General features: G+C 74.2%; 11 protein-coding genes. 1 reads left to right on the top strand and 10 read right to left on the bottom strand.

Features of this window, described 5'->3' with window-relative positions; all coding sequences use genetic code 11:
- Positions 1-88: 88 nt before the first annotated feature.
- Complete coding sequence (locus BS75_RS30815) at positions 89-1,327, top strand: MFS transporter (RefSeq protein WP_042439729.1); 1,239 nt, start codon at positions 89-91, stop codon at positions 1,325-1,327.
- Between the two features lie 27 nt (positions 1,328-1,354).
- On the opposite strand, the gene BS75_RS30810 is transcribed toward BS75_RS30815, so the two are convergent.
- From BS75_RS30810 to BS75_RS30765, 10 genes are all read right to left on the bottom strand, one after another.
- Positions 1,355-2,254, bottom strand: coding sequence for a hypothetical protein (locus BS75_RS30810; protein ID WP_034090599.1), 900 nt, complete (start codon positions 2,252-2,254; stop codon positions 1,355-1,357).
- A 60-nt stretch (positions 2,255-2,314) separates the two neighbouring features.
- Positions 2,315-3,697, bottom strand: coding sequence for an MFS transporter (locus BS75_RS30805; RefSeq protein WP_052069808.1), 1,383 nt, complete (start codon positions 3,695-3,697; stop codon positions 2,315-2,317).
- 83 nt (positions 3,698-3,780) lie between these two features.
- Positions 3,781-4,341, bottom strand: coding sequence for a GAF domain-containing protein (locus BS75_RS30800; RefSeq protein WP_042439734.1), 561 nt, complete (start codon positions 4,339-4,341; stop codon positions 3,781-3,783).
- A complete protein-coding gene (locus BS75_RS30795) occupies positions 4,328-5,161 on the bottom strand; it encodes a S8 family serine peptidase (RefSeq protein WP_042439736.1) in 834 nt (277 codons plus the stop codon). The genes BS75_RS30800 and BS75_RS30795 overlap by 14 nt, the downstream gene beginning before the upstream one ends.
- 2 nt (positions 5,162-5,163) lie before the next feature.
- The gene (locus BS75_RS30790) at positions 5,164-7,662 is read right to left on the bottom strand and encodes an AAA family ATPase (protein WP_231608201.1); all 2,499 of its coding nucleotides are present in this window, start codon (positions 7,660-7,662) and stop codon (positions 5,164-5,166) included.
- Positions 7,663-7,688: 26 nt separating this feature from the next.
- Positions 7,689-8,435, bottom strand: coding sequence for an adenylate/guanylate cyclase domain-containing protein (locus tag BS75_RS30785; RefSeq protein ID WP_034090597.1), 747 nt, complete (start codon positions 8,433-8,435; stop codon positions 7,689-7,691).
- Between the two features lie 7 nt (positions 8,436-8,442).
- Positions 8,443-9,258 carry an iron-containing redox enzyme family protein gene (locus tag BS75_RS48645; protein WP_063771558.1) on the bottom strand — a complete coding sequence of 272 codons (816 nt, stop codon included), beginning with the start codon at positions 9,256-9,258 and terminating at the stop codon, positions 8,443-8,445.
- Positions 9,259-9,263: 5 nt separating this feature from the next.
- Positions 9,264-10,292 carry a radical SAM protein gene (locus tag BS75_RS30775; RefSeq protein ID WP_034090596.1) on the bottom strand — a complete coding sequence of 343 codons (1,029 nt, stop codon included), beginning with the start codon at positions 10,290-10,292 and terminating at the stop codon, positions 9,264-9,266.
- Positions 10,292-11,437: a radical SAM protein gene (locus BS75_RS30770; protein ID WP_231608200.1), complete on the bottom strand. Its 1,146-nt coding sequence runs from the start codon at positions 11,435-11,437 to the stop codon at positions 10,292-10,294. The genes BS75_RS30775 and BS75_RS30770 overlap by 1 nt, the downstream gene beginning before the upstream one ends.
- Positions 11,438-11,580: 143 nt before the next feature.
- Positions 11,581-11,772, bottom strand: a complete 192-nt coding sequence (locus BS75_RS30765) for an aroma-sacti cluster domain-containing protein (protein ID WP_052069805.1) — start codon at positions 11,770-11,772, stop codon at positions 11,581-11,583.
- Positions 11,773-12,049: the final 277 nt, after the last annotated feature.

Raw genomic sequence — 12,049 nt, 5'->3', positions numbered from 1 at the left:
AGATAGTGCGCGGTTGCAACTATGAAGCGTCTGCAATTATTGTTGACGAGTACAAGCTGCCCCTGCAATCTCACTGGAAGGCAGACTCATGCCACTGGCGCTCCTTGCCTTGGCCATCGGATCCTTCGGGATCGGCACCACCGAATTCGTCATCATGGGACTGCTGCCGCAGATCGCCGGCAGTTACGGCGTCCCCATCCCCACGGCCGGTCTGCTGGTGACCGGCTACGCCCTGGGCGTGCTCTTCGGCGCTCCGCTGATGACCGTGCTGGGCACCCGTGTCCCCCGGCGGCGGATGCTGGTCCTGCTGATGGGCCTGTTCGTGCTCGGCAATGTCGTCTCCGCGCTCGCACCCGTCTTCGGCGTCATGCTCGCCGGTCGGATCATCGCCTCGCTGGCCCACGGCGCGTTCTTCGGCATCGGCACGATCGTGGCCGCCGGCCTGGTCGCCCCGGAGCGGCGGGCCGGGGCGATCGCCACCATGTTCACCGGCCTGACCGTCGCCAATGTCGTCGGTGTCCCGCTCGGCACGCTGGTCGGGCAGCACTTCGGCTGGCGGGTGACCTTCCTGGGGGTCGCCGCGCTGGGGGTGCTCGGCCTGCTCGGCGTGGCCCGGCTGGTCCCGGAGCAGCCCCGGCCGGCCGGCGTCCGACTGCGCCACGAGATCGCGGTGTTCCGCAATCCGCAGGTACTGCTGGCCATGGCGATGACCGTGCTCGGGTTCGGCGGGGTCTTCGCCGCGATCACCTATCTGGCCCCGATGGCGACCGCCGTCACCGGCTTCGCCGAGACCTCGGTGACCTGGCTGCTGGTGCTGTTCGGCCTGGGCATGGTCACCGGCAACCTGGTGGGCGGACGGTTCGCCGACCGCGCGCTGATGCCGATGCTGCGGATCACCCTCGGCGCCCTCGCCGTGGTGCTCGCGCTGTTCACGGTCACCTCGCACGACCGGATCGCGGCGGCGGTCACGGTCTACCTGATCGGCGCGCTGGGCTTCGCCACCGTCCCGCCGTTGCAGAAGCGGGTGCTGGACCTCGCGGCAGCGGCCCCGACGCTCGCCTCGGCGGTCAATATCGGCGCCTTCAACCTGGGGAACGCCCTGTCCGCCTGGGCCGGCGGCCTGGTGGTCTCGGCCGGCCTCGGCTGGACCGCGCCGGACTGGCTGGGTGCGCTGTTCGCCGGCGCCGCCCTGGGCCTGGCCCTGCTGGCAACCCGACTCGAACGCCGCACGCAATCATCGGAGGAGGCGGCCGCGGTTCGGGGCGCGGCCGTCCCGACGGCCCCACCGGTTCCGGTGGGATCGGCCGGGACGCGGTCGGCGAGCTGAGTCCGCGGAGCATGCCCGCCGCTCCGCTCAGGGATCGCGGACCACGGCCGCCAAGGACTCCACCGTGACCGCGCCGCCGGCCTCCAGCGCCATCAGGTTGACGATCAGCCGGGCCTGCTCGCAGGAGCGGATCGCCCCGGCACGGACGGCCAGCCGGCGGAGCAGCGGCTCGGCGGCGCGGACGGAACGGTCGGTGCGGTCGGTGCCCGCCAGGTCGGTCGGCAGCAGGTGGCCGACGATCTCCGCTCCCTCGTCCCCGGAGTCGAACCAGAGCACCCTCCGCCCGGTGGCCCCGAACTCGGCGTCCGGGCTGCCCCAGCGGTGGACGGCGGCCGCGCGCTGGGCGGGCTCCTCGCAGAGCACCAGGTCCGGACGGGAGCGGTAGTCGGCGAACAGCCGCAGCCAGGCCGCCTCGTCGACCGTGCGCTCGACCGACACCGGCCAGACGCGTGGCCGTTCCGAGGCCCCGTCCACGACCGCGAGCAGCCAGCGCTCCCCCGGGCCCTCGACCGCGTGCCGGCAGGCGGCCGCCACCCTGGGGCCGTCGCCGCCGGCGAGCCGCCGCGCGGCCACCGGGCCGAAGGACCGCACCCAGCGGGCGATCAGCTGTCCGTCGGCGGTGCCGGCGGCCGAACCCGCCCCCAGCACCGCGATCCTGGCCTGCCGGTAGGTGGCGCCCCGGGCGACGGCCAGCAGGCCACGGGCGATCGACTCGGCGGCGTAGCGATGGCGCGGCGGATGTCCCGGGGCCGGTGCGGCGGCCGCCGCGCCGAGGACCGGCCCGGTGAAGCTGTGCCGGGAGCCGTCCGGCTGCTGGCAGAGGTACTTCTGCAGCCGCGCATGGGCCTGGACGACCGTGCCGTTGCGGACGACGCGGGCAGCACCGTGCGCGGGGCAGGTGGCGGGGCTGTGCGTCGACTCGTCCATGGGGGCCATTCCGGGAGAGGTGAGGGGACGGTGGTCCGGGACTCCGCGGGCCGGGCCGCGTCACTCCGGCAGTGGTTGCGGCTTCGACTCCTGGTGCGACTGCGGTTCCTGGTGCGACTGCGGTTCCTGGTGCGACTGCGGTTCCTGACGGGTCGAGGGTTCCTCCCCCGGCTGCTCCTCCTGCTCCGGCTGCGGCACGGTGAAGGCGAGCCGGGTCAGCAGCAGCGCGCAGACCAGCAGTCCGGCCGCGACCACGGCCAGCACCGGCTCGACACCCCACCCGCTGAAGGCGAAGCCGGAGACGGCGAAGGCCACCGGTCCCGCCAGCAGATTGGCGGTCATCACGAAGGTCACCGCCTGGGCCCGGACCGCCGGCTCGGTCCGGCTCAGCAGCAGCGTCAGCAGCGGGGTGTTCAGCAGCGGGGTGAAGAACCCGGAGCTGACCAGGACCACCACGACCACCGCCGCCGGAAAGTGCCAGGGCAGGAACCACAGCACCGCGTCCAGGGCCAGCGCCGCGTACGCGCCCATCCGCAGCGGGTTCAGCCGGTCCGCGAACCGTCCCGTGGTCAGCGCCCCGAGCAGCGCTCCGCCGCCCCAGGCGCCGAGCAGCAGGCCCGCCGTGTGCGGGTTGTGCCCGAACCGCAGCTCGGCCATCACCGGCAGTGAGGCGATGACGAACGGGAAGAAGAAACCGTAGAGCAGCGAGGCCCCGGTCACCGTCGCCAGGACCCGGTCGCCGAGGACGGCCCGGGCCCCGGTGAGCACGCCCTCGCTGCGCGCGGCGGCGGACAGGTCGGCGGCCGGCCGGGGCAGGGTGGTCAGCAGGGCGAAGGAGATGACGAAGGTCGCGGCGTCCACCCAGAGCACGTTGACCGCGCCGACCAGCCCGATCACCAGGCCCGCCAGCGCCGGGCCGATCAGTGAGGCGCCTCGGATCGCGGCCTCCAGCAGCCCGCCGGCGCGCAGCATCAACTGCTCGTCCTCGCCCACGAGTTCGGGGAGGGCCAGGCGCTGGGCCGCGACATAGGGGGTGGACACCGCCCCCACCACGGCGACCATGGCCAGCAGCAGCGGGAAGCTCAGTGCGCCGAACAGCCGCAGCACCGGCACCACCGCGATCAGCACCGCCCGCAGCGCGTCGCCGGCCAGCATGATCCGGCGCACCCCGGTCCGGGCCACCAGCAGGCCGGCCGGGATCCCGAGCAGGGCCACCGGCAGCAGTTCGGCGGCGAAGACGAAGCCCATCCGCGAGATCGAGCCGGTGGTGGCGAGCACGAACCAGGGCAGCGCGAGCATCGTCATCTGACTGCCGGCCGAGGAGATGATCTCGGACAGCAGCAGCCCGCGGATGCCCCGGTGGCGCAGGGGCGAGGAGGAGGACGTCGGCCGGGGCAGGTCGGAACCGGTCGGCGGGGCGACGGCGGAGGAGGTGTCGGTCACGATGCCTTCCCTGGATGCGACGGCGGACAACGGACGTTCGGCGGGCCTTTCCGGGAGCTCAGCACTGACACTGCGCCACTTTCCTACTGCGGCTGCGGCGGGCGCTGCGGCGCCGGCCGGACTTCGGCCGCCGGCTCCCTGGCGGCGGCGCCGAGCCGGTGCATCTGAACGATCGACTCCATGGCTGCCGAAGCCTGTTCGGCGAGCAGCGCGAGCAGGGTCACGTCGGAGAGGCAGCCCCGGAAGCTGTCCGAGCGGTCGATGACCTCCATCACGCCCATCCAGCCGTCGGCCCCGACGATCGGCGCGGCCATCATGCAGGTCGGGATGTGCCCGGTGGACCGCGCCGTCTCCAGCGAGAAGGCCGGATTGGCGGACAGGTCGTCGACCATCATGCACTGGCCGGACTGGAGCACCCAGCCCGCCACCCCCGCCCCGGCCGGGAAGCGCATCCCGATCAGGTGCTGCTCCTGGGGGTGCGCCACCGCCTCGAACACCAGCTCGTCGGTGTCCTCGTCCAGGAACAGGATGGACGCGCTGTAGGCGTCGAAGACGGTACGGGCGATTTCCACGGTGTGCTGCAGGACCGCACGCCCCGAGGCGCTGCCCGTGAAGGTGGGCGGTCCTGGCTCAACTGCGCCCATGCGGGGGCTCCTCTCCGTGCTTTCCGACGTTTGCTGCCGTGAGGTGAAGCATCGCCTTGACGTGGAACGGCGTCAGATTTCCGTGCTTGGAAAGGATCAGCGCGGCCAGCGCCGACATGTGCGGTGCGGCGAAGCTGTTTCCGGTGGCCCGCATGCTCGTGCCGCCGGCCCAGGCCACGTCCACCTGGACGCCGTGGGCCTGGAACTCGGCCGGCGGCTCCGGGTTGTAGTAGTGCAGCCAGGGGTCGGCGTGCTTGTGGCTGGCCACCGAGATCACCGAGGAGAAGGTCCACGGATAGCTGAGCACCGGGAAGTTGTGCGCCGAGGCCACCAGCAGTGAGCCCTTGAAGTAGGCCGAGTCGGCGAGTTCGCGCAGCCGGTCGCGGACCTGGGGCTTGCGGGTGGACAGGCTCAGGTTGATCACGTCGAAGCCCTCGGCCACGGCCCAGCCGAGCGCCGCCTCCAATGCGGCGCCCGCCCCGCTGAGGCCCGAGGTCAGCACCTTGACGCTGGTCAGCGCGGCGCCGGGGGCCAGCGCCCGGATGATCCCGGCGCAGGCGGTGCCGTGTCCTGCGCCGTCGCCGCTGTCGTCGTGGTCGATGCCGGTGGTCCCGTCCGGGAGCGTGACCACCCCGTAGGTGCCGCTGATCGGCCCGACCCGGGGATGCCCGGTGTCGACGCCGCTGTCGAGGATGCAGACCCGCACCCCCGTGCCGTCCGCGCCGCCCCAGGCCCAGTCACGGTCCAAGGCGCCGGGCCAGACCGAGGACAGCCCCGGCTGGTCGGTGGCCGTGCTCCACGCCGGCATGAACCCGGGCATCGTCACGGCCGCACCTGCCCGGTCCCGTTGAGGCTCCCGGGCCGCCCAGCCTGCTCGGACCGCCCAGCCTGCTCGGACCGCCCCGTCTGTTCAAGGCGCAGCGCTCGCTCGAACCGCTGCGCCTGCTCCGTCAGCACCGCCGCGCCCTTGGCCCGGTAGCGCTCGGTGGCCCGCCGCACCGCCGCACCCGCCTCGGCCGGGCGCCGGGCCGCCCGCAGCACCCGGGCCAGGTCCAGCCAGGCGTCGCCCTGCCCGCGCAGGTCGTCGGTCCGCTCGGCCAACTCCGTGGCCCGCGTCGCCTCGGCCACGGCGCCCTCGGGCTGTCCGGCCGCCGAGCTCAGCTGCGCGCCGAGCGAGGCCGCGCAGACCTGCGCCGCGACGTCACCGGGATCGATCATCCCCCGGCAGGCCCCCAGCAGCGCGCCGGAGGCCACGGCGTCCCCCTGCTCCAGCAGCTGACGGGCCGCCAGTACGTCCAGTGAGGCCGCGACGCCGCGCCGGCCCAGGTCCTGGAAGGTCGCCGCCGCCGTACGGTACTCGGTGGCGGCGGCCGTGTGGTCCCCGGCCAGCGCCTCGATCAGCCCGGCCATCTGCCGCAGGACGACCCTGGCGTGGGTCAGCCGCAGCTCCTCGGCGCCCGCGAAGGCCACCGCCGCCAGCCGCCGCGCCGAGTCGACGTCCCCGCTCAGCGCCAGCAGCCCCGCATGCGCGGCCTGCACCGGCAGCAGTCGGCCCCGGTCCCCGCCCAGCCGCTGGGTGAGGTTCTCGCAGCGGGCGAGCGCGACCGGCACCGGCTCGGGACCCCACAGGGCGAGTTCGGCCAGGCCGGTGAGCACCCGGTCCCGGTCCCGGCCGTTCTCCGCCGCATGGGCCAGCGCGGCCAGCAGCTCCGCGCCGGCGTCGCCGTAGCGCATGTCGGAGACCCGGAGGTGGGCCGTCAGCAGATGGCGGCGGAAGGCGAAGTCGTGGTCCCGGGCGGCCTCCGGCGCGGGCGTCGCGGCCACCAGCTCCGCCGCCCGCTGGAGCCGGCCCGGATCGCTGCGCACCGCCACCAGCGTCCGCTGCAGCTCGACCACGGCCGGCCAGGTGGGGTCCGCGCCGATCGCGGCGTCGGCGGCGTCCAGCGCCCGTTCGGCGCCGGCCTGGTCGCCGAGCTCGGACTCCAGGTCGCAGAGCAGCAGTCCGACCGCCCGCTGCCGGGGATCGCCCGCTGGCAGCAGCGACTGCGCCCGTCGCAGGGTGGCCGCGCCGGTGCTGACATCGCCCCTGGCGTCCGCCTGGCGGGCCGACTCGATCAGCCGCCCGGCAGCGGCCGCCGCCAGCGCGGGGGTCACCGTGGCCGAGCCGGCCGCGTGGCCGAGCAGGTAGGCCGTCTCCAGGTGATGGCCGATCACCTCCGGCTCGCTGTCCGGGCACCGGTCCAGCCAGCGGGCGAACTGCTGGTGGATGCTGGAGCGTTCGGCCTTCGGCAGGCTGCCGTAGGCGACGTCGTGCAGCAGCCCGGGGACGAACTGCAGCGCCTGGCCGCCGCCCGGGCCCGCCGCGGCGGAGCCGGTCCGGCCCAGGGCGGAGCGGCGGAGCAGCCCGTCCAGACCGGGGTAGAGCGGCACGGCCGGATCGAAGCCGGCCAGGGCCTCCAACTCCTCGGCGGCGAAATCGCGTCCGACGATCGAGGCGCGCTGCAGCAGCCGCCGCTCGGCGCTCGGCAGCCCGTCGAACCTCGCCTCCAGCAGGGCCTGCACGGTCGGCGGCACCGCCAGACCGGGGTCGTCCAGCAGCGCGGAGACGAACTGCTCGGCGAAGAGCGGGTTGCCCTCGGCCGCCGCCGCCACCTCCGCCGCCCGCAGCGCGTTGCACGCCTCCGCCGCGGCCCCGGTGGCGGGAGCCTCGGCGCGGGCGGCGGCGCAGAGCAGCACGGCCTGCCGGTACGAGTCCACCGCGTCCAGCGGCCCGACCTCCACCAGCTCGCCCCCGGCGGCGTCGGCCCAGCCGGGCACCGACTCGTTGAACTCCGGCCTGGCGGCGGCCACGAACAGCAGTGGCGCCCGGGTCTCGGGGACGGTGTCGCGCACCAGGTCGAGCAGGGCCGGACCGGCGTGCTGGAAGTCGTCGCAGAGCAGCACCAGCGGCTGCCGCCGGGCGGACTCCTCCAGCACCCGGCGCAGGCTCCAGGCGGTCTCCTGCGGACTGGTGCCGCCCTCGCGCAGGCCGAGGGCACGGCCCAGCTGCTCGGCGACCAGCCCGGCGTCGGCGGCATCGGGCAACTGCCGCGGCAGTTCCCCGATCCAGTCGGCGCCCAGCAGTTCCGCCAGCGCGGACCGGACCGGTTCCAGCGGTCCCGGGCTGCCCCAGGCCGCGCAGCGCAGCGACAGCACCCTGGCGTCCGTCCAGTCGGCCGCAGCCTCGGCCAGCAGCCGGGTCTTGCCGATCCCCGCGTCGCCGGACAGCACCAGCAGTCCGCCCCGGCGCCGCTCACCGACCCGGCGGAAGGCCGCGCCCAGCAGCGCCCGCTCCCGCTCACGGCCGATCAGGGCGGTCCGGGGGCCGTCGGCGCGGCGACCGGCCCCCGGACCATCCAGCGGCGCTGCGGCTCCGCCTTGCCCTTGACCATGACCTCCGCGACCGGTTCCAGGTCGACCGCACCGCGGACCAGCCAGGCCGAGGTGTGGCCGAGCACGATCTGCCCGGGGTCGGCCGCCTGCTGCAGCCGGGCGGAGGTGTTGACCGCGTCGCCGACGACCCGGTACGTCCCGTCGGGCGCGGTCGACACCGCGACCTCACCGGCGCCGATGCCGGTGCGCAGTTCGAGCGCCGCCCCGTAGTCGCCGATCGCGGTGGTGTTGAGCCGGGCGATCTCACCGTGCAGCTGCAGCGCGGCATGGACGGCGCGGACGCCGTCGTCCCCGTGCGAGACCGGCAGCCCGAAGACCGCCATCACCGCGTCCCCGATGAACTTCTCGATCACGCCGCCGTGCTCGGCGACCGCGTCGGTGGCGGCGCGGAAGTAGCAGTCCAGCAGCCGGGACAGCGCCTCCGGGTCCAGCCGCTCACCGAGCCGGGTGAAGCCGACCAGGTCGGTGAAGAGCACCACCACGTTCTTGCGGGCCTGGCTGCCGCGCCCGGGCTCCGGCCGGGCGACCGCGATCGGCATCCCGCACATCGGGCAGTAGCGGCTGCCCGGGAGCACCACGGAGGCGCAGGTGGGGCAGTGGACGGCGGCCGGACCACCGGCGTTGTCCGGCCGGGTGCCCCGCTGGACCTGGTTCTCCGTCATCGGCCACTCAGCCCCTCGCGTCCGCGTCGGCCCGGGCGTCGGCAGGGGCGTTGGCAGGGGCGGGGGCCGGCATGCCGATCGGCGGACGCGCGCAGACCTGCTCGATCAGGGTGACCAGCGCGGCTCCGGCCTCCAGCGCACTACCGGTGATCAGCGCGCTGCGGTGCGGATCCGGCGGCAGGGCGTCGACCAGCAGGTCGAGGTCCCGGCGGTGGAACGGGTCGAGATGGGCGTGCTTGCGCATGGTCCGGAACGCGGCGAACGGCAGTCCGGTCCGCTCGGCTGCCGCGGCCAGTAGCGCCTCGTCCGGCGGGTAGCCCTCCAACTGGGCGATGTAGCCGATGATCGCGGCCGGATCGTGGTGCCGGATGTAGTAGTACTGGGCACCGGCCAGCGTCGCGACCGCGGGATAGGGGTGGACGCGGAGGACGCCGTCCACGGTGTGGCCGAGCCGCTCCAGGTCCTCCAGCACCCAGTCGTCGTGGTCGCGCTCCTCCGGGATGTGGCGTTCGAGGTAGTCGACGATCAGTCGGTCCCCGGCGCCTCGCCCGGCTGCTCCGCGGTCGCCGGCCGCTCCCCGGTCGCCGACTGCGCGGAGGGCGCGCACGGCGTCCTCCATCAACGGCACGCTGGCCCTGATCACCTGATGCATCGCCACCAGGTAGCGCGGATACACCTCGGCCAGGTTCTGCCGGTACCAGAGCCGGGTGCCCGCACCGCTCAGCGCCGGCAGCAGCAGCCCCATCGCGGCGCGCAGCCGCGTACTCGGGCTCTCGGCGGCGGGGCCTGCCGGGGCGGGGGCGGGCCGGTCGGTCGTCGTCACCTTGGTCACCTGTTCCGGATTCCGGCGGCCTGCGGCCGCGCCGCGGTCAGTTCGGCCACCGAGGCGATCCCCGCCAGCAGCGGGTCGGTGTCGGCGCCGAGCGCCGGGGTCAGCTCCTGCCCGTGCTTGCAGAAGTCGCAGATCCCGCGGAACTTCTGCTCCGCGAGCGGGGCGTAGCGGGGATGCGCGGTCACGGCGGCGGCACCGCTGCTGTTCAGGATCCGGAGGAAGGGGTCGCCCCAGATCCGCTCCAGGGCGTCGACCACCGCCGCGCCGTCGGCGTGGGTCTCGCGCAGCCGCTCCGGTCCGTGCCCGACGATCAGCGACTCGTTGCAGCAGGCGGTGACCGCACCGTCGTAGCGGACCACGGGGGTCGCGGCGATCCGGCAGCGGGGGAAGGAGTCGCCGCGCGCCTCGGCGGGGCGGCCGAAGACCGCCGCACCCCGGCCGTACGGGAGCGGCACCAGCAGATTGAGGTCGACATGGCTCGGCCAGGACGCACCGAAGGCCGCGCCCAGCAGACGGTTGGCCTCGGCCACGTCGTCCGGCCGGTCCAGCACCTGGACCACGACCGGTGCCCCCTGGTCCGCCGCCGCCCGCAGCGCGGCGACGAAGCGGCCGTCGTCGATCGCCTTGGCGTGGAAGGCGTCCGTGCTCAGGAAGAGGCAGGAGGTGCGGGCGAGGACCTGCCGGATCCAGGGCGGCACCGGATCGGCCCTGGCCCACAGCCCGCTGGTGTAGAGCACGACACTCTTGCCGGCGTCCGACAGCGTCTCCACCGCGTGGCTCAGCGCCCGGCGTTCGATGAAGGGCTCGCCGCCGGAGATGCCCACCATCGACAGCCGCCGGTAGTCGGCGAGCGATCCGACGATGTCGCGGAGCAGCTCGTGGTCGCGGACGCTGGGGCTGTCCCGGCGGGAGTCGACCGAGCAGTGGAGGCAGCCGACCGGGCAGCGGTCGGTGAGGAACAGCAGCACCGCGTTGCCGCGCCGGTAGCGGATCCGGTCCACGTCGTCGAGCCTGAGTCTGCGCATCAGCCCGCCTCCCCGACCGGTTCGCGGTCGGTCCCGCCCGGTCGCCCGAGGGTGAGCAGCCCGGCGTACTCGGGGACCCCGTAGCGCCGGGCGAAGGCCTCCGGACCGGCGGCCGTCTGCGCCAACACCACCAACGCCTCGGTCGCCAGGAACACCGGCTCGCGGACCAGTTGCTCCGCGCCCCGGAGCACCTCGGGCCGGCCGCCGATCCGGAGGCAGCTCGTGCAGTAGCCCCCGGAGGCGCAGCCGGGCGCGAACCGGTCGGTCAGCAGCTCCGGCCCGTAGGTCCGGATCGCGCGCAGGGTCGGGCTCTCCGCGCAGCGCTCGGCGATCAACGACCACGGGTCCCGGGCCGCGTGGCCGAGGACCAGGTGTTCGGGGGCCGGGCCGTCCACCACGTCCTGGCTGCAGCAGGCGACCACGGTTCCGTCGTAGGCGACGGTGGGCCAGGCGGCCATCGCGCAGGGCGCGGGTGCGGCGGCAGCAGGGGCAGAGGCGGCAACGGGCGCGGGCGGGCCGCTCGGTGGCGGCGGGCCGCCGGGCCGGACACCGGGTTGGAGGGTGTCGATCAGTTCGACGGCGTCCAGCAGCGCGGCTCCGCGTCCCGCCGCACCGAGGGGGGCGACCAGAGCGGGCACGCGATCGCCGAAGCGGGCCCGGATCTCGGCCACGGTCTCGGCGATGTAGCGGTCGTCGGGACCGTCCGCGACCAGCTGGAAGCTGGTGTCGACGCCCAGACCGAGGAGTTCGGCGACCACGTCGAGGGCGTGCGCCCGAGGGACCTCGGGGGCGTGGAAGCGGTCGTGGCTCACCACCACGTGGTCCACCGTCCGCAGCACCTCGGCCAGCCGGGCCGGTACCGTGCCTCGCGCCCGGGCGAAGAACAGCCCGGTGATCAGCACCGTCCTTGATCCCCGCTCCCGTGCCACCCGGGCGATCCGACGCACCGTCGACAGCCGCAGCAGCGCCTCCCCACCGGTGAGGAAGACGAACTCAGGACGGGATTGCGGCGTAAAACTCTCGACCAGCCGCACGAACGGCGCGGCCGCGTGCTCCTCGCTGCGGATCGTGGAATTGGTGGAGCAGTGCGCGCAACTCAGCGGGCATCTTCGGGTGAGCGAGAGAAAAAGGCCCGCAGCTGGCACGTGGCGTCTGGCGAGGACATCGGCGATATGAACCACGTAGGCATCCGTTCAGGCCGGCGAAGCAGCAGGGGCGGCATGTACAGTGGCGCAATCAGCCGCCCCCGAACTGCTCGACGGGGACGGCCGAAATCCTCGCTCGGGCATTAGAAGATGCCGACGCCGACCACGGTCTGACCCTCGACGTCGCCGGCCACGTCGGCCAGCCGGCCCTGAACCGAGATCAGGGTGGCCACCTCGGACTCGGCGAAGGTGGAGATCACCGCCTGCTGCTCCGAGCTGAGCTGGTCGACCGGGGTACCGGCATCACGCAGGGCCTGAAGTGCGTCAAAGGACATCGCAGAATCCTTCACCGTGAGCAGGAGAGGTGGGCGAGTTCATGATGCGGGCCCTCGGCAGACGGCACAAGGCTCGTAGGGCCCGGGCAACGAGGAACTGTGGCGTTGACGACTGATCACGGACAGTTACGACTCCCGGGCACCGTCACGCCCGCCACGCCCCAGCGACAGCGGCGCCGTCCGCCCGCGCGGAGCCACCCGGGACGGCGCCGGCCGCCGTCGCGACAGCGGCGGGCGAAGGAGCGCGACCGCGGACCGGAGCTCCTCCCGGACCCGC

This window comes from Streptacidiphilus albus JL83, assembly GCF_000744705.1.
Classification (GTDB): domain Bacteria; phylum Actinomycetota; class Actinomycetes; order Streptomycetales; family Streptomycetaceae; genus Streptacidiphilus; species Streptacidiphilus albus.
Note: the sequence above shows the minus strand (reverse complement) of the source record. Positions and strands in the feature narration are given on the sequence as shown.

Excerpts from the sequence above, each read along its gene's own strand:
- BS75_RS30810 (WP_034090599.1), bottom strand. The coding sequence starts at position 2,254 with ATGGACGAGTCGACGCACAGCCCCGCCACCTGCCCCGCGCACGGTGCT.
- BS75_RS30765 (WP_052069805.1), bottom strand. The coding sequence starts at position 11,772 with ATGTCCTTTGACGCACTTCAGGCCCTGCGTGATGCCGGTACCCCGGTC.
- BS75_RS30800 (WP_042439734.1), bottom strand. The coding sequence starts at position 4,341 with ATGGGCGCAGTTGAGCCAGGACCGCCCACCTTCACGGGCAGCGCCTCG.
- BS75_RS30795 (WP_042439736.1), bottom strand. The coding sequence starts at position 5,161 with ATGCCCGGGTTCATGCCGGCGTGGAGCACGGCCACCGACCAGCCGGGG.
- BS75_RS30775 (WP_034090596.1), bottom strand. The coding sequence starts at position 10,292 with ATGCGCAGACTCAGGCTCGACGACGTGGACCGGATCCGCTACCGGCGC.
- BS75_RS30815 (WP_042439729.1), top strand. The coding sequence starts at position 89 with ATGCCACTGGCGCTCCTTGCCTTGGCCATCGGATCCTTCGGGATCGGC.
- BS75_RS30785 (WP_034090597.1), bottom strand. The coding sequence starts at position 8,435 with ATGACGGAGAACCAGGTCCAGCGGGGCACCCGGCCGGACAACGCCGGT.